The organism is Streptomyces sp. NPDC020965 (assembly GCF_044333555.1).
GTDB lineage: Bacteria > Actinomycetota > Actinomycetes > Streptomycetales > Streptomycetaceae > Streptomyces.
On sequence record NZ_JBIRRE010000001.1, the window covers coordinates 1,398,643 to 1,414,685 of the forward strand.

A 16,043-nucleotide genomic window follows, 5' to 3' on the forward strand; every position below is an offset into this window, starting at 1 on the left:
CGGGTGTGTCAGCAGGGTCCCTGGTCGCGCCAGACGCCCCACTGGCCGGTGGTGCTGGGCTCCTCGCCCTGCGTCCACCACTGTGCCTTCCAGACGCGCCCCTTGTGCGAGGCGAGCGCGTTGGTGTTGTACGTGCCGCTCGCGGCCCAGGCCGGGGCCGTGCAACCCGGTCCCGGCGTCGACGGAGACGGGTTCGGGGTGCTCGGCGAGGGGTTGGGCGTGCTGGGAGACGGGTTGGGGGTGCTCGGCGACGGGTCCGGCGTGTTCGGGGACTGGCCCACCGCGGCCACGATGTCGTTGAGCAGCGTGGTGTTGGCGTCCAGGCCGATCAGCGAGTACATCATCGCGCCGCCCAGACCGCGGCTGTGCCCGTAGGCCGCCCTGGCCTGGATCGCGCGCTTGTCGAGGCCGGTGAAGAACTCACCGTCCTTGTAGAAGTACGCGGCCTTCGCCTCGTCGTCCCAGAAGGTCGTCGCCGGGTTGTCGACGATGCCGCCGAGCTCCTTGTAGTTGGCGATGCCGGCCGCCTGGCTCAGCGGACGCGGGGCGCTGCCACCGTTGGCGGTGGAGGCGAGACCGTTCTTGGCACCGGCCGGAACGCCCTTCCAGCCGCGGTAGTAGAACTCGTACCCGAGGGTCAGCTTGTTCGCGGGGAAGCCGCCCGCGATGCCGTACGCCGGGTTTCCGTCGATCCAGGAGTCCACGGCGTTGTCGATCGAGTACTTCTGGGTGCCCGGCGCGATCGGGTTGGTCGGGTCGGACGCCGGCGAGTACAGCGGCGACTGGTGGTAGGTCGGGCCGCTGCCGTTCCAGGCGCCGTGCATGTCGTACGTCATGATGTTCGCGTAGTCGAGGTACGCGCCGACCTTGTCGGTCTCGATGTACTTGATCTTGTCCTGGCCGGCCGGCATGGCGGCGGTCAGCAGGTACTTCTTGCCACCGTTCGCGGCGCCGAAGGCATCGAGCTGCTTGCGGAACTCGGCCAGCAGCAGGGTGAAGTTGGCCTTGTCCTCGGGGCCGACGTGGTTGCCGAGGTGGCCCCCGGACGAGCCCGGGTACTCCCAGTCGATGTCGATGCCGTCGAAGATCCCGGCAGCGGTGCCGGGGCCGCCGAAGCCGTCGGCGACCGGCAGATCGCCGGTGAGGTACTGCTTGACGCAGGACGCCACCAACTTCTTGCGGCTCGCGTCGGTCTTGGCCGCGTCATGGAAGTACTTGGAGAAGGTCCAGCCGCCGAGCGAGATGTTGATCTTCAGCTTGGGGTACTTCGCCTTCAGTTCCTTGAACTGGTTGAAGACACCCGCGATCGGCTGGTCCCAGCGGTCCGCGACCCCGTCGACGCTGTCAGCGGCGGAGAAGGTGCGCTGGTAGTCGGCGTACGAGTCGCCCGCGCCGTCACCCGCGTTCGGGTTGTTGTCGTCGCCCGCCGCCTTGTTGGCCTGGAAACAGGTCAGGTCGGTGGGGTGGATGTTCCCGAACGAGTAGTTGATGATGTCCAGCTTGCCCGCGATGCCCCGGGTGTCCAGGTGCTTGGGGTAGAAGGCGTTGCCGTAAACGCTCCACTGGTCGTAGTACGCGATCTTGACTCCGCCGGTGGTCGGCGCGGCGACGCCGGCCGCCTTCTCACCGACCGCGCTGGCGGTACCGGTGGTGGCGAAGCCGGCCAGGACGCCGGCGGCGAGTGCCGCCGTCGTCAGGGCCGCGATCAAGGGTCTGCGGGAGCTCACGTACAGCCTCCGTGCGTGGGGGGAAGGTTGCGTGGAACGGGCTTTGAATAGAAATAGCGATGCCGCCAGCGCCACGTCAATGGTCTTGACCAAACAAGGACTAGACCAATCGCCGCGAGAAACCGCTCGTCAGGACGGTGCGCATACATAGGTAACCGCCCGCACCTGCTGGTGACGAGCGGTTTAAGGACGAGATAAGGGTCCGTTGAAGAAAGCTTCAGGTTTTTGGGGCTCGGTTCGCCTCCGGGGCGCTGTGAGCGTGCGCCGACGGTCGATCGTGCTCGGTCCCTCGTACCTCGGGACCTCCGCGCGTTCTCCCTCTCGACCCCCGCGCGCCCCTTCGGCTCACTCGCCGGGGGTGCCGCTGCGCGGCAGGTCGTAGGCGTCCGCGATCAGCTCGTACGAGCGGAGTCGGGCCGCGCCACCATGGGCGTTGGCGGTGATCATCAACTCATCGGCGCCCGTACGCTTCTGCAATCCGTCGAGTCCGTCCCGTACCGCGTCCGGTGTGCCGTGGACGATGTTCGAGAGCCAGTCGTCCACGAACTCCCGCTCCACCGCACTGAACGCGTACGCCTCGGCCTGCTCCGGGGTGGGGATCAGCCCCGGCCGGCCGGTCCGCAGCCGCAGCATCGAGAGCGCGCCCGTCAGTACCTGGCGACGGGCGGTCCGCTCGTCATCGGCGGCGAGCGCGGCGACGCCGATCATGGCGTACGGGGCGTCCAGCACGGCCGACGGGCGGAAGGACTCCCGATACAGGTCCAGCGCCGGAATGGTGTTCCGCGCCGAGAAGTGGTGTGCGAACGCGAAGGGCAACCCGAGCGACCCGGCGAGGCGGGCGCTGAATCCTGACGAGCCGAGCAGCCAGACCGACGGCCGGGCGGTGGGGCCCTGCACCGGTCCGGGTACCGCGTGGACGCGGCTGTAGGGATGCCCGTCGGGGAAGTCGTCGTCCAGGAACCGGGTCAGCTCGGCGAGCTGGCGCGGGAAGTCGTCGGCGCCTTCCGTACGGTCGCCCCGGCGCAGTGCCGCGGCGGTGCCGCCGTCCGTGCCGGGCGCGCGACCGAGACCCAGGTCGATCCGGCCGGGGGCCAGCGCCTCCAACGTGCCGAACTGCTCGGCGATGACCAGCGGCGCGTGATTGGGCAGCATCACACCACCGGAGCCGAGCCGGACCCGGTGGGTGTACGCGGCGAGGTGCGCCAGGATCACGGCCGGGGACGAGGAGGCCACACCGGGCATGGAGTGGTGCTCGGCGACCCAGTGCCGGTGGAAACCACGGGCGTCCGCGAGCTGGGCGATCCTGACGCTGGTGCGGAGCGCATCGGCGGCGGTGTCGCCCTCGCCGACGGTGACCAGGTCGAGGACGGAGAGCGGGGTCGGTGCGGTACCGAGGGGAGTGGCGCGGACGGGATCGACGGCGCGCTCCACCTCGGGAGTGCCGGACGGGTCCATGGGGCCCGGGGTGCCGGTGGGGTGTGGCGTGGCGTGATCCACTGGGTCGGTCCTCCTGCGCGCGACGACGGCGTACGCCGGAGAAACAGGAGGCTGGCTCCGCTTATTCCCGCGTATTCCCCTCGAGCCGTCGCCCGCGTATTCCCCGCGAGCCGTCGCCGGACGGACTCGCTCCGGGCCGGCCGGCGACGGTGACGGAACCGGACGGGCCGGGAGCGACCACGGGGCCGGACGGGCCGGCTGCGGTCATGGCGCCGGGCGGGCGAAGAGGGTGCCCAGTTCGAGTGCCCAGGTGCGGCGGTCCGCCAGGCGGAGGCCCTCCCACACCGTCACCTGGTTCGCCGTGAGGACCGGCTTGGCGACCGCCTTCTCCAGTTCCGACAGGTGTGCGGCCGTGTGCAGCGCCGTGTCCGGGAGCAGGACCACCTCCGCGTCCGGGTGGTCCGCCGCCCGCGCCAGGGCGATGACCTCGTCGCGCCCCCACTGTGCGACCTCCTCCGTCGTCACACCGCTCGACTCCGCCGCGACCACGCCGATACCGGCCGCCGCGAGGAAGCCGGTGAAGCCCTCCGTGACGGCCGCGGGATAGGTCGCACCGACCGCGACCCGCGTCGCGCCCAGCTTCCGCACGGCGTGGACGAACCCGAACGACGTGCTCGACGCCGGCAGCCCCGCCGTCCGGGCCAGCTCGCGGATCTGGTCGTGGGCGCCCTCCCAGCCGTACCCGAAGCTTCCGCTGGTGGACGCCCACACCAGTGATTCCGCGCCCGCGAGCCGGAGTTCCGCGACGCCCGCCGCGAGGCGTTCCGCCGGGCCGGCGGCGAGCGGCGCGCCGGGCCGGCCCGCGTCCCCGCCGATGTCGGTGTGGACCATCGGCAGCCTGATGTCGCTGTCGAGGAGTACCTCCAGCCGGGGGTAGTCGTCCTCGGCGGAGTGTCCGGGGTAGAGAAGTCCGACCGTGGTCATGTCCAGCCTTTCTGTTCATCCAGCACCTCGGTGTCATCAGGTACCACTCCGGGGCGCGGCCCATGCGTCCGGGCCGGAAAGCCGTTCCCGAACGTGGCCGACGAGAAACGTGGGTACGTCCCCAGGCATGACTGCTCCGCTGACTGAGCTGACCGACCTGACCGCACGTCAACTACTGGCCGGCTACGCGAGAGGCGACTTCTCTCCCGTGGCGGCCACCCGGGCGGCACTGGACCGGATAGAAGAGGTCCAGCCGCTGGTCAACGCGTTCGTACGGGTCGACGCCGAGAAGGCGCTCGCCCAGGCGGCGGCGTCGGCCGAGCGCTGGCGCCGGGGGGAGCCGCAGGGGCTGCTCGACGGGGTGCCGGTGACCGTGAAGGATCTGCTGCTGCAACGCGGCGGGCCGACCCTGCGGGGCTCCCTGACGGTCCGCCCGGACACGCTCTGGACCGAGGACGCCCCATCCGTGGGCCGGCTGCGCGCGCACGGCGCGGTCCTCCTCGCCAAGACGACATCGTCGGAATTCGGCTGGAAGGGGGTGACGGACTCGCCCCGGCACGGGGTGACCGGCAACCCGTACGATCCCGCCCGGACGGCGGGCGGCTCCAGCGGCGGCAGCGCGGTGGCCGTGGCCGTCGGCGCCGGGCCGCTCTCGCTCGGCACGGACGGCGGTGGCTCGATCCGTGTCCCGGCCTCGTTCTGCGGGGTCTTCGGACTGAAGCCGACCTACGGCCGGGTTCCGATCCATCCCGCCAGCCCCTTCGGCTCGCTCTCCCATGTCGGCCCGCTGGCCAGGGACGCCGCGGACGCGGCCCTGATGCTCGATGTGATCAGCGGCGAGGACAGCCGGGACTGGTCCCATCTGGGCCCCGCCGAACCGGTGCGGGACACCGTCGACGCCGGTATCAAGGGGCTCCGGATCGCCTACTCGCCCTCCTTCGGCGGGCAGGTCGCGGTCAACCCGGCGGTGGCGTCGGCGGTGCGCCGAGCGGTGAGCGCGCTCGCCGGGCGCGGCGCGTTCATCGAGGAGACCGATCCGGATATCGCCGATCCGGTGGGCGCCTTCCACACCCTGTGGTTCAGCGGCGCGGCCCGGACGGTGCAGCTACTCGGGGCCCGGCAGCGAGAGACGCTGGATCCGGGGCTGCGGGAGGTGGCCGAGGCCGCTTCGGGGTTCAGCGCGCTGGAGTACCTGGCGGCGGTGGACGCCCGGACGGAGCTGGGGCGGCGGATGGGCCGGTTCCACACCTCGTACGACCTGCTGATCACCCCGACCGTGCCGATCACCGCCTTCGCAGCGGGGGTGGAGGTGCCGCCGGGGTCGGGGTTGCGGCGCTGGACGGGGTGGACGCCGTTCACGTACCCCTTCAACATGACGCAGCAACCCGCCGCGACCGTGCCGTGCGGGGTGGACGAGGACGGGCTGCCGATCGGGGTCCAACTGATCGGCGCCCGTCACGCCGACGGGCTGGTGCTGCGGGCCGCGCACGCGCTGTACGAATCGGGGGCGGCGGCGATCCCCGCACCCGCCCTCGGCCGCACGGATGAGACGGACGAAACGGCTGAGCGGCTGAGCGGCTGAGCGGCTGAGCGGCTGAGCGGCTGAGCGGCTGAGCCAATGAAGCGGGTGCGCGGCTGAGCGGCTGAGCGGCTGAGCCAATGAAGCGGGTGCGCGGCTGAGCGGCTGAGCCAATGAAGCGGGTGCGCGGCTGAGCGGCTGAGGGACTGAGCCGGCTGGGACGGGTGCGCGGCTGAAACGGGTGCCCGGCTGGAAAAGCCGGGGGACTGAGCCGGGGGGACTGAGCCGGCTGAACGACTGAGACGGCCGGGACGGGCGCGCGGCGGCCGGGTAAGCGGAGATCGTGATGAATCGGTCGTTCAGCCATCCTCCGCCGCGACGCCGCCCCCAAATGGGGCCGGAAATGATCCGCATACCCGCATGGCATCGGGGTAGCCGCGCGACCATGGCTCGACCACGAGACAGCACGAGACAGACCACCGGCCGCAGTATCGGACGCCGCTCACTGCTCGCAGGAGCCGCCGCCGTGGGCGCCATCGGCGCCGTCGGGTGCAGCAGGGTGTCCACGGCCGACACCGGCGACGGCGGGCGGCTGCTGGAGCAGTTGCGCGCGAAGGGCACCGTACGGCTGGGGCTGGCGGGTGAGCAGCCCTTCAGCTACATCGACAAGAACGGCAGGATGACCGGCTCGGCGCCGGCCATCGCCGACCGGGTCTTCAAGGAGCTGGGCGTCGAGAACGTCGAGCCCTTCCCCACCGAGTTCGGCTCGCTGATCACCGGACTGAACTCGCTCCAGTTCGACACGGTCGCGGCCGGGATGTACATCAACGAGGCCCGCTGCGAGCAGGTGATATTCGCGGACCCCGAGTACCAGATGCTCGACGCGTTCATCGTGCCGAAGGGGAACCCCAAGAAGCTGCTCACCTACCAGGACATCGCCCGGTCCGGCGCGAGGATGGCGACCGGCGTGGGGTACGCGGAGATCGAGTACGCCAAGGAGGCCGGGGTCAAGGCCGTCACCACCCTCCCCGACCAACTGGCCGGGCTGCTCGCGGTGGAACAGGGTCGGGTCGATGTGTTCGTCGGGACCGCCGTCACCGTGCGCAATGTGGTCCGGGAGACCGAGAGCACCCGCGCCGAGGCGACCGAGGAGGTCACCCCGTACGTCGACGGGAAGCCGGTGATGGATGTCGGCGGCTTCGCCTTCCGCACCCCGGAGACCACCCTCCGCGACGCGTTCAACCGCGAGCTGCACAAGCTGAAGAAGAGCGGCGAACTACTGGAGATCATGCGTCCCTTCGGCTTCACGAAGGACCAGATGACCACGATCACCGCCAAGGAGAAGTGCAAACCATGAGCGAGATCAGCCCGGGTTTGTGGGAACTCCTGCTGAGAGGCGTGTGGATCACGGTCCAGCTGACCGTCTACAGCGCCGCGTTCGGTGTGGTCGTCGCCTTCGTCACCGGCCTGGCGCGCGCCCACCGACTGTGGATAGTCCGGTTCGTCGCCGGCGTCTACTTCGAGATCTTCCGGGGCACATCGGCCCTGATACTGATGTTCTGGATCTTCTTCGTGCTGCCGCTCGGCTTCGGCTGGCAGCTCGTCCCGATGTGGGCCGCCGTGCTGTCCCTGGGCCTCACCTACGGGGCGTACGGCTCCGAGGTGGTGCGCGGCGCGATCAACGCGGTCTCCCCGGCGCAGCGGGAGGCGGGCATCGCCCTGAGTTTCACCCCCGCGCAGCAGCTACGCAAGATCATCCTGCCGCAGGCGTGGCCTGAGATGATCCCGCCCTTCAACAATCTGCTGATCGAGCTGCTCAAGGGCACGGCCCTGGTCTCGATCATGGGTGTCTCCGACATCGCGTTCGGCGCCTCGCTGGTGCGGAACGCGACGGGCCAGAGCGCGCCGGTCTACACGGTGATCCTGGCCATGTACTTCGTGCTCGCCTTCCTGCTGACCCGCGGGATGCGGGCGCTGGAGCGCCAGGCGAAGGCCGGCATCGGACAGCCGCAGCCCCCCGGGCGGATGCTCTCCTCCCTCCGTGCCGCCGTCCGGCGTGACGCGGCCCCCCAGGACCCGGCCGGTCGGGCCGCCGTCCCGGCCAAGGCTTCCGCCGGAGGTGAGCGCTGATGGAGTGGGACTGGTCCGCGGTGGGCGATTTCATGCCGCGTTTCTGGGACGGTCTGCTGGTCACCATGCAGGCCCTGGTCTTCGGCGCACTGCTCGCCTTCGCGCTCGGGCTCGTCTGGGCGGTGGCCCAGCGTTCGGGTCCCGCGGTGGTGCGCTGGCCGGTGGCGGCCGTCACCGAGTTCGTCCGCAACACCCCGCTGCTGGTGCAGCTGTTCTTCCTCTACTACGTCCTGCCGGAGTGGGGCGTGACCCTCTCCGCGATGGTGACCGGGGTGGTGGGCCTCGGGCTGCACTACTCGACGTACACCGCCGAGGTCTATCGCGCGGGGATCGACGGCGTCCCGAAGGGGCAGTGGGAGGCGGCGACCGCGCTGAGTCTGCCGCGCACCCGCACCTGGGGCGCGGTGGTCCTGCCGCAGGCCATCCGCCGGGTGGCCCCGGCGCTCGGCAACTACGTCATCGCGATGCTGAAGGACACTCCGATGATCTTCGTGATCGGGGTGATGGACATGCTCGGTGAGGCCCGGCAGTTCGCGTCCGAGACCTTCCTCACGGTCGAGGCGTTCACGGTCGTCGGTATCGCCTTCATCGTCATCTCCTATCCGGCATCCCTTCTCATGCGAGCACTGGAGCGTCGTCTTGTCCGCTGACACCGACCTTGCGAAAACCGCCGGCGAGCGGCCGGAGGAGCTGATCCGCTTCGACCACGTCACCAAGCGGTTCGGTGCCAACACCGTTCTCGACTCCCTGGATTTCCGGGTCTTCCCCCGCAAGCACGTGACGCTGATCGGGCCATCGGGCTCGGGCAAGACCACGATCCTGCGGCTGCTGATGACGCTGCTGAAGCCGGACGAGGGCACGATCACCGTCGGCGGGCAGCAGCTCTGTCACGAGGAGAAGAACGGCAAGCTGGTACCGGCCGGTGAGAAGCACATCCGCGAGGTGCGCAAGAACATCGGGATGGTGTTCCAGCAGTTCAACCTCTTCCCCAATATGAAGGTGCTGCGGAACATCACCGAGGCGCCCGTGCACGTACTGGGCATGTCCCGGGACGAGGCCGACGAGCGGGCCCGTGAGCTGCTCGATCTGGTGGGGCTCGGGGACCGCTGTGACGCCTACCCTGGGCAGCTCTCCGGAGGGCAGCAGCAGCGGGTGGCCATCGCGCGGGCGCTGGCGATGCGCCCGAAGGTGCTGCTGCTGGACGAGGTGACGTCGGCGCTCGACCCGGAGCTGGTGGCCGGGGTGCTGGACCTACTGCGGGACATCGCGCACACCACCGACATCACCATGCTCTGCGTGACGCATGAGATGGGCTTCGCCCGGGACGTGTCCGACTGCGTGATGATGTTCGACCAGGGCAAGGTGATTGAATTCGGCCACCCGGACAAGATGTTCAACGATCCGGAGCGGGACCGCACCCGGGAGTTCCTGAGCGCGGTGCTCTGACGACTTCCCCGACCGGTTCGCCGGCCGGTTCGCTGATCCCTCCGCTGACCGCGCCGGACGACGGCGGGCGCCGGACCGTGATCGGATGCCGGACGGCGATCGGATGCCGAACGCCAGTTGTCGATCAGGACTCTGGCATATGCCAACGTGCAGCCGCCCAGCGTGTGGGAGTGGGGTGGGTCGCTGTTCTCGTCAACAGCGGCCCCTCCCCGCGCCCTTGAACGCTATCGTGAGGTACGGAAGCTTACGGTGACGACCTGCGAGGGGGAGACCGTGGCGCTGAAGCCGGAGCCGACCGCACCGTTCCATTCGGTGCAGTACGTCCTGCGCGTGCTGGAAACGATCTCGCGGCACGGCGGGGGCGTCACCGATGTCCAGATCGCGCGGGAGACGGGGCTGCCGACCGGCCACCTCGCGCCCATGCTGGCGATGCTCCGCCACGAGGGCTATGTGGAGCGGATCTCGGACGGCGCGTTCGCCATCGGCGACTCCCTGGTGCTGCTGGGCTCCGGGGCCACCCGGCAGCAGGCGCTGGAGAACAAGCTGCGGGACACCCTGACGGAGCTGCGCGACTCGCTCGGCGCCGCGGTCTACATCAGCCGGTACGTCGACGGCGAAGTCAAGATCATGCAGTACGCGGACGGCCCGCGCACCCCGAAGGTCCACGAATACGTCGACTTCCGGTACGCGGCCCACGCCTGCGCGATCGGGAAGTGCCTGCTCACCCAGCTCGACGGGGACGCCCGGCGGGACCACCTCTCCCGCCACAAGATCACCCGGTTCACCTCGCGGACGATCACCAGCGAGCGGCTGCTCTTCTCCAAGCTGGACAGCCAGCCGCCGACGGTCCCGGTGCTCGACCTCCAGGAGTACGCGGTGGGCACGGTCTGCGCGGCGGTTCCGCTGACGGCCGGGGCCGCGGTGGGCTGTCTGGCGCTCTCACTGCCGATCGAGCACGCGCACCGGCTGCGCTCGGCGGCGGACACCTTGAACCGCCGGGCGGCGCCGGTGGTGCTGTCGCTGCTGCTCTGAGCCGCGCACCCCCCGACCTGTGAGATCCCTCTGACCTGCTCCTGACCTGCGCAGACGTGATTCCTCCGGCCGGACGGGCGAGGGTCGAGCGGGAGTGTCCGGAGCACCGTTTCCCACCGGGTATTATTTATCCCGTCAAGCGCCGCTAGCTCAGTTGGTTAGAGCAGCTGACTCTTAATCAGCGGGTCCGGGGTTCGAGTCCCTGGCGGCGCACAGCTTGATCGTGAAGGGCGTTCCGGTCTGACCGGGGCGCCCTTCCCGCATATCCCGGTCCGGCCGGAATCAGTCGTACGGGGGCAGCCGGGACGGGCGGTCGGATCCGGCTGTACGGGCAGTCCGGCGCGGCTCCCCCGCCGCCCGGCCCCGTACCGACCGCACCGGCGCGGCTCACCGGTCGAGCAGGTCCTCCCGTCCCCGCTCCGCGTACTCCCGCCGCAGCGCCTCGACGTCCTCGGGGGTCAGCGGGCGGTACCCCTCCTCGCCCACCGGCCGCCACCACACCTCGCCCCCGCACAGGAACCCCGCCCGCCGCAGCCCCGCCCGGTGGATCTTGTTGGTCGCCGTCACCGGGAGGTCCCCGAGCACCCGCAGGAAGCGCGGCGCCATCTTCGTCCCCACATCGGGCTGGGCCGCCAGGAACCGGCTGAATCCGGGGGCGTCGAAGTCCTCGCCGGGCCGGAGCGCCAGCGCCGCCATCACCTGGTCGCCCGCGACCGGGTCCGGGACCGCGTAGACGGCCGCCGCCGCGACCACCGGCCAGCGCGCCAGGATGTTCTCGATCACCGCGGCCGCGACGTTCTCGCTGTCCACCCGCAGCCGGTCGTCCGCCCGGCCCGCGAAGTGGAGGTAGCCGTCGGCGTCCCGGAAGAAGAGGTCGCCGGTCCAGTACCAACCGCCCCTGCGCCGGGCAGCGTCCGCCTCCGGATGGCGCCAGTAGCCCTCGAAGGGGTTCGGACCCCGGTTGACCAGTTCGCCTATCGCCTCGGCGCCGTTCAGCAGGCGCCCGTCGGCGGAGAGCAGCGCCGTCGCCCGTTCCTCGCCGGTGTCGGGGTCGACCACCGCCAGATCGTCGCCGGGGGCGGCCCGGCCGATCGCGCCGTCGGGGGTGCCGGGGGTGCGCTGGATGGCCGCGCCGCCCTCGGACGATCCGTAGCCCTCCACCAGCGGCACCCCGAACCGCTCCCGGAAGCGGGCCGCGTCGACCGCGCCCGCCTCGGTGCCGAAGCCGAGCCGCAGCGAGTGCTCGCGGTCGTCCGGACGCTCGGGGGTGGCCAGCAGATACTGCACGGCCCGGCCGACGTAGGTGAAGTAGGTCGCCCCGAAGTGGCGCACGTCGGGGAGGAAGCCGGAGGCGGAGAAGCGGGGGACGAGCGCCACCGAGGCCCCCGCGACGAGTGCCGGGGCCCAGTCCGCGATCACCGCGTTCCCGTGGAACAGCGGCATGCAGATGTAGTGGACGTCGTCGTCGCGGACGGCGAAGTGGGTGGCGAGGGAGTGTCCGGCGGCCACCAGCCGGCCCTGGGAGCAGATCGCCGCCTTGGGCGCGCCGGTGGAGCCGGAGGTGAAGTAGAGGAGGAGTCGGCTGCCGGGGCCGACGGGCCCGAGTCGGGATTCGCCGGGTGCGGCACCGTCGTAGTCGGCGAGCAGTTCGCCGTACGCCTCGGTGTCCGTGACCAGCACCCGTACCCCCGGCAGGTCGAGCCCGTCGAGGAGGGGGAGGTGGGTGCGTTCGGTGATCAGCACCCGGCAGTCGGTGTGGGTGATGTCCCGGGCCAGTTCCGGCCCGCGCCGGGTGGGGTTGATGCCCGCGACGGCGGCCCCGGAGAGGGCCGCCGCGCCGAGCCACAGGGGGAATTCGGGGGTGTTGTCGAGCAGCACCCCCACATGGGGCTCGGCCCCGCGTGGTATCAGGTCCACGAGGAGCGCCGCCCGCGCGGCGGCGCCAGCGGCCATCCGGTGGTGGCTGAGGGCCCGGCTCCGGTCCCTCAGCCCCACCCGATGGTCATTCCACTGGCGCCCCACGAGTTCCGCGACCGTACGAGGAGTACTCGCGATGCTCATGGTGCCGCAGGGTAACTGACAATCTGTCAGAACTTAACGTCCGAGCAGGCGTAGAACGCGTTCGGGGTGTCCGCGACGGTCCAGACCGCGAGGATCACGTGCTTGCCCGAGCGCGACGGCAGGTTGCCGGAGTGCGACAGCGTCGACGGCGGCTGCTTGCCCCCGTACGGCACCGTCAGGAAGGGCTGGGACTCCAGCGCCGCCCTGGTCAGCTTCTGGTTGGGGTTCCAACCCTGCTTGGTGATGTAGTACTTGAAATCGCTGGTGGCGTGCCGGGCCGTGAAGCGCCAGGTGAAGTTCTGGCTCTGACCGGAGGACACGCTGGTCGCGGGCCAGGCGCCATTGCGCGGGTCGTCCAGCTGGGAGAACTGGCCGTTGCCGCCCGAGCAGATCGTGCCGTCGGCGGGGCCGGCGGACGGGAAGCCCTTGTAGCCCTCGACGCTCTGCGGCTCCCACTGGATGTTGCCGCAACCGCTCACGGCACCGGTGGCACAGAGTTTCTGGCGGCTGACGGGGGACTCGGTGTAGCCGTGGCTGTTGGCACTGCCGGTGGCGACCACGCTTGCGCCCGCCATGAGCAGACCGAGGGTGGCAGCGGTAAACGTCTTGCGCATCTTCGCTCCAGGGAACGTGGGGGAGTTCAATGAGCCGTGCTGCACGCGTGCGTTGGTACGGGGTGGGTATCGGGACGCTCCTTCTGCGTCCTTCAGGTCTAGACCAACACCCAATGTATTGACCGATGTTCACCATGTCCAGACCAATCATGGGCGCCGTTCCCCGGTAACGGCGCCGACCAGGCACGATCCGGAAGAAACGGTTCTACTTCTCCGTGCTCCCAGCGCGACTCGCGTAGAACGCCACCGTCAGGTCCTTCACCAGCGCCTTGCGCTCGTAGTCGTCCAGCTCCATCAGCCCGCGCGAGGTCAGCCGGGACACCGTGTCGTCCACCGCGTCCACCACCGACGTCAACACGCTCTCCCGGTGCTTCGCGTCGATCGCCGCGATCCGCCGCCGCTGCATCGCCGCCGCCACCTCCGGCGCGTACTCGATCCCCACCGGCTGCGCCGAGAAGATCTCCACACCCACCGGCGCGCACTCCGCCAGGAGCGTCCTGGTCAGCGCGTCCCCCACCGCCTCGGCGTCGCGCAGCGTCGGCGCGTCCTCGTGGAAGGCGTCGGCCGGCAGCCGGGAGAGCACCCGGGCCATCGCCGACTCCACCTGCTCGCTCAGATACTCCTCGTGGTCCTCGACCCCGAGCACCGCGCGCGCCGTGTCCCGCACCCGCCACACCACCAGCACCACCACCCGCAGCGCGGTACCGTCCGCGTCCACGGCGGGCATCGGATCGCTGCGCCAGTGCCGCAGCCGGACGTCCACCTGCCGCCGCAGCAGCAGCGGGCTCACCCACACCAGCCCCGACCGCCGCACACTCCCCCGGTACTCCCCGAAGAGGGTGAGCACCCAGGCGTGCCCGGTGTGCCCGCGACCGACACCGCCGATGGCGTAGAGCGCGATGAGCACACCCAGCCCGACCAGGCACCAGAGCGGGAGACCGATGCCGTAGTACGGATACGAGGGCAGGCCCAGGGGTCGCGTCACCATCTCGGGGAGGACTCCCGCACCCCACAGCAGCGCGCCGATCCCGGCGAGCGGACACAGTCCGGCGACCACGCCCGTCCAACCGGGCAGCACGACGGCCGGCCGCTCGGCGAGATCCGGGTCGAGCGGCGGCGCGGGCCGCCGCGCCACCACCACCGCGGGGGGCCGGACGGGCGCGCGGCCGACCCGGGGCTGCTCGCCCGTGCCCTGCCGCCGCGCCACCACGGCGGGCCGCAGCGGGATCGGGGGCGAGTCGTGATCACGGAAGAGCAGATGGACGGGGATCTCGGTGGTCGCCTCCTGGGCGATGACCGGGGTGTGCCGCACGGGGCCGCCGCCCTCAGGCTCCGAGGTCGTGGTGTTCATGGGTCGTTACCGCCTCCGCTGATCGTGGTCCCGCATCACGCGGTGGTACGCGTGCGCCCTGTCGTACGGGGTACCTGCCGCCGAATCGGCACCGATGCCTCGGCCCCTCGGAGATGCCCCCCGGCCACCGCGCTCACCTCGACCGGCCCGCGCGCTCGTCGAAGAGCCGGCGCCAGGTCTCCGGGCCCGGCCGGCCGTCCGCCGCCGCGCCGCGCCAGCCCTGGGCGTGCTGGAACTCCTCGGTGTTGCGCCGGTCGGCCTCGCTCCAGCGCGGCCCGGGGCCGGTCGTGTAGTGCCTGCCGTACCCCCGCTTCACGAGCTGCTGACCGAGCCGGGTCACCGAGGCGCTCGACGCCCCCGGCCGGAAGTGCTCACGCCCGGGGTACGGGGGCGCCACCGCGGCGACCCCGCCGGGTCCGGCCGTGCCGACCGAAGGGATGCTCTTGCCCTTCCCGGTCACCAGCAGCCGCCAGGTCTCCGGTCCTGGCCGGCCGTCCGCCAGCGTCCCCCGCCAGCCCTGCGCGCGCTGGAACGCCTCGGTCGCCTTCCGGTCGGCCTCGCCCCAGCGCGGCCCGGGGCCCGACGCGTAGAAACGCTTCCCACCGCGCTCGACGAGCATCTCGCCGAGCTTGGTGATGTACCGGTTGTTCGCGCCGGGCCCGAAGGCGGACGCGCCCGGGTACGCCTCGATGGAGGCGGCCCCGGAGGTGGCCGATGTGGTCAGCCCCTTGTAGCGGTAGGGGACGTACCTCTCGGAGTTGCTCCAGTACGCCATGGGGGTGGCCCGTTTGAGGGTGTGCGGCTTGGCCTGCTCGTACGCCGTGTAGGAGGTGTGGGTGTGGTCGATCCAGCCGCCGAAGACGGTGACGTGGGACCCCTTGGTGGGGTTGGCCGGGTTGTGGAAGAGCAGCATGTCGCCCGGTTGCAACTGCGAACGAGTGATCTTGGTGGCGTACCGGGCGAGGGTCCCGGTCCATTCGTTGCCCGGGAGGTTCCAGACCATCGAGACATAGCCCGAGCAGTCCTGGCGATAACCGTCGGACCAGAACTTCTGCATGCTGTACGGGACCTTGACGGCGACCCACTTCTTGGCCCGGTTGATGATCTCGGCCCGGGTCGTCTTGGGAAGGGGCGCGGGGGCCGGGGTGCCGGAGGGGCCGGGGAGCGGGCGTCCGTGCAGGGGGCCGGTGCCGCCCTGCTCATGATCCTCGGGGTCGGCCCCGGGCGCCGCCGCCAGACTCGCACTCTCCGGTCGCCCCGCCCCGAGCCCCACCGACCCGTGCGCCGCCGCCCTCGATCCCACCGAGCCAGGACCCACCGAGCCAGGACCCACCGAGCCAGGCGCCACCGAGCCGCGGGCCGTCGCGCCGTGGGTCGTCGCGCCGTGGGTCGTCGCGCCGAACCCCCCGATGGCCCCCGCCGCCCCGGCGCCCGGCGCGCCCGCCACCTCGGCGGCCCCGGCCGGGCTCGCGCCCGTCCCGCCGCCGAGCACCACACCCGCCGCCGTGAACAGCGCCATCGCACGCAGACGGCCCTGGACGGTGAGCTGCGCCCCGGCCACGAGATCCCGGCGCCGCTGCACGCACCCCGGGCAGTCGCAGTCGGGAGCGGGTTCGTACTCCTCGAAGACCGGCATCGTCATCCGTGTCCCCTCCGCACTCCTGAGTCGTCGGGGGCCGGTCAGCCCTGCGCCCCAATTGCCCTAACTCATCACATATTGAGGGATCAAAGGGACAAAACGA

13 protein-coding genes and 1 tRNA gene are annotated in these 16,043 nt (G+C 71.0%); 7 read left to right on the forward strand and 7 right to left on the reverse strand.

Translation table 11 applies throughout. The features are described from left to right. Positions 1 to 8 precede the first annotated feature (8 nt). The 3 genes from ACH4S7_RS06050 to ACH4S7_RS06060 all read right to left on the reverse strand — a co-directional run bounded on the left by ACH4S7_RS06050 (position 9) and on the right by ACH4S7_RS06060 (position 4,148). Positions 9 to 1,727: a glycosyl hydrolase family 18 protein gene (locus tag ACH4S7_RS06050; protein ID WP_398519832.1), complete on the reverse strand. Its 1,719-nt coding sequence runs from the start codon at positions 1,725 to 1,727 to the stop codon at positions 9 to 11. A gap of 345 nt (positions 1,728 to 2,072) precedes the next feature. Continuing rightward, the gene (locus ACH4S7_RS06055; protein ID WP_398520048.1) at positions 2,073 to 3,182 is read right to left on the reverse strand and encodes an LLM class flavin-dependent oxidoreductase; all 1,110 of its coding nucleotides are present in this window, start codon (positions 3,180 to 3,182) and stop codon (positions 2,073 to 2,075) included. 246 nt (positions 3,183 to 3,428) lie between these two features. Continuing rightward, positions 3,429 to 4,148 carry a decarboxylase gene (locus tag ACH4S7_RS06060; protein WP_398519833.1) on the reverse strand — a complete coding sequence of 240 codons (720 nt, stop codon included), beginning with the start codon at positions 4,146 to 4,148 and terminating at the stop codon, positions 3,429 to 3,431. A 127-nt stretch (positions 4,149 to 4,275) separates the two neighbouring features. Between ACH4S7_RS06060 and ACH4S7_RS06065 the strand changes: the two genes are divergently transcribed. The 7 genes from ACH4S7_RS06065 to ACH4S7_RS06095 all read left to right on the forward strand — a co-directional run bounded on the left by ACH4S7_RS06065 (position 4,276) and on the right by ACH4S7_RS06095 (position 10,488). After that, on the forward strand, positions 4,276 to 5,730 hold the full coding sequence (locus ACH4S7_RS06065) for an amidase (protein WP_398519834.1): 1,455 nt from the start codon (positions 4,276 to 4,278) through the stop codon (positions 5,728 to 5,730). A gap of 382 nt (positions 5,731 to 6,112) precedes the next feature. Further along, positions 6,113 to 7,024: an ectoine/hydroxyectoine ABC transporter substrate-binding protein EhuB gene (gene ehuB / locus ACH4S7_RS06070; protein WP_398519835.1), complete on the forward strand. Its 912-nt coding sequence runs from the start codon at positions 6,113 to 6,115 to the stop codon at positions 7,022 to 7,024. Next, entirely contained in the window at positions 7,021 to 7,797 is a 777-nt protein-coding gene (ehuC, locus tag ACH4S7_RS06075) for an ectoine/hydroxyectoine ABC transporter permease subunit EhuC (RefSeq protein ID WP_398519836.1), read from the forward strand. The genes ehuB and ehuC overlap by 4 nt, the downstream gene beginning before the upstream one ends. Then, on the forward strand, positions 7,797 to 8,447 hold the full coding sequence (gene ehuD, locus ACH4S7_RS06080; protein ID WP_398519837.1) for an ectoine/hydroxyectoine ABC transporter permease subunit EhuD: 651 nt from the start codon (positions 7,797 to 7,799) through the stop codon (positions 8,445 to 8,447). The genes ehuC and ehuD overlap by 1 nt, the downstream gene beginning before the upstream one ends. Next, positions 8,437 to 9,243: an ectoine/hydroxyectoine ABC transporter ATP-binding protein EhuA gene (gene ehuA / locus ACH4S7_RS06085; protein WP_398519838.1), complete on the forward strand. Its 807-nt coding sequence runs from the start codon at positions 8,437 to 8,439 to the stop codon at positions 9,241 to 9,243. The genes ehuD and ehuA overlap by 11 nt, the downstream gene beginning before the upstream one ends. Before the next feature lie 273 nt (positions 9,244 to 9,516). Beyond that, on the forward strand, positions 9,517 to 10,275 hold the full coding sequence (locus tag ACH4S7_RS06090) for an IclR family transcriptional regulator (protein WP_398520049.1): 759 nt from the start codon (positions 9,517 to 9,519) through the stop codon (positions 10,273 to 10,275). Between the two features lie 139 nt (positions 10,276 to 10,414). Further along, a tRNA-Lys gene (locus ACH4S7_RS06095) sits at positions 10,415 to 10,488 on the forward strand. 174 nt (positions 10,489 to 10,662) lie between these two features. Here the strand turns inward: ACH4S7_RS06095 and ACH4S7_RS06100 are convergent. From ACH4S7_RS06100 to ACH4S7_RS06115, 4 genes are all read right to left on the reverse strand, one after another. Further along, positions 10,663 to 12,336: an AMP-binding protein gene (locus ACH4S7_RS06100; RefSeq protein WP_398519839.1), complete on the reverse strand. Its 1,674-nt coding sequence runs from the start codon at positions 12,334 to 12,336 to the stop codon at positions 10,663 to 10,665. A 26-nt stretch (positions 12,337 to 12,362) separates the two neighbouring features. Then, positions 12,363 to 12,950, reverse strand: coding sequence for a lytic polysaccharide monooxygenase (locus ACH4S7_RS06105; protein WP_398519840.1), 588 nt, complete (start codon positions 12,948 to 12,950; stop codon positions 12,363 to 12,365). A gap of 205 nt (positions 12,951 to 13,155) precedes the next feature. Next, positions 13,156 to 14,301 (reverse strand): SPFH domain-containing protein, encoded by a 1,146-nt coding sequence (locus ACH4S7_RS06110; protein WP_398519841.1) that lies wholly within the window; start codon positions 14,299 to 14,301, stop codon positions 13,156 to 13,158. Between the two features lie 133 nt (positions 14,302 to 14,434). Further along, entirely contained in the window at positions 14,435 to 15,943 is a 1,509-nt protein-coding gene (locus tag ACH4S7_RS06115) for a peptidoglycan-binding protein (RefSeq protein WP_398519842.1), read from the reverse strand. Positions 15,944 to 16,043: the final 100 nt, after the last annotated feature.

What these genes read in the sequence shown, in the direction of transcription:
- ACH4S7_RS06055 (WP_398520048.1), bottom strand. Translation starts at nt 3,182, where the DNA reads ATGGACCCGTCCGGCACTCCCGAGGTGGAGCGCGCCGTCGATCCCGTC.
- ACH4S7_RS06060 (WP_398519833.1), bottom strand. Translation starts at nt 4,148, where the DNA reads ATGACCACGGTCGGACTTCTCTACCCCGGACACTCCGCCGAGGACGAC.
- ACH4S7_RS06065 (WP_398519834.1), top strand. Translation starts at nt 4,276, where the DNA reads ATGACTGCTCCGCTGACTGAGCTGACCGACCTGACCGCACGTCAACTA.
- ehuB (WP_398519835.1), top strand. Translation starts at nt 6,113, where the DNA reads ATGGCTCGACCACGAGACAGCACGAGACAGACCACCGGCCGCAGTATC.
- ehuC (WP_398519836.1), top strand. Translation starts at nt 7,021, where the DNA reads ATGAGCGAGATCAGCCCGGGTTTGTGGGAACTCCTGCTGAGAGGCGTG.
- ehuD (WP_398519837.1), top strand. Translation starts at nt 7,797, where the DNA reads ATGGAGTGGGACTGGTCCGCGGTGGGCGATTTCATGCCGCGTTTCTGG.
- ACH4S7_RS06100 (WP_398519839.1), bottom strand. Translation starts at nt 12,336, where the DNA reads ATGAGCATCGCGAGTACTCCTCGTACGGTCGCGGAACTCGTGGGGCGC.
- ACH4S7_RS06105 (WP_398519840.1), bottom strand. Translation starts at nt 12,950, where the DNA reads ATGCGCAAGACGTTTACCGCTGCCACCCTCGGTCTGCTCATGGCGGGC.
- ACH4S7_RS06110 (WP_398519841.1), bottom strand. Translation starts at nt 14,301, where the DNA reads ATGAACACCACGACCTCGGAGCCTGAGGGCGGCGGCCCCGTGCGGCAC.
- ACH4S7_RS06115 (WP_398519842.1), bottom strand. Translation starts at nt 15,943, where the DNA reads ATGACGATGCCGGTCTTCGAGGAGTACGAACCCGCTCCCGACTGCGAC.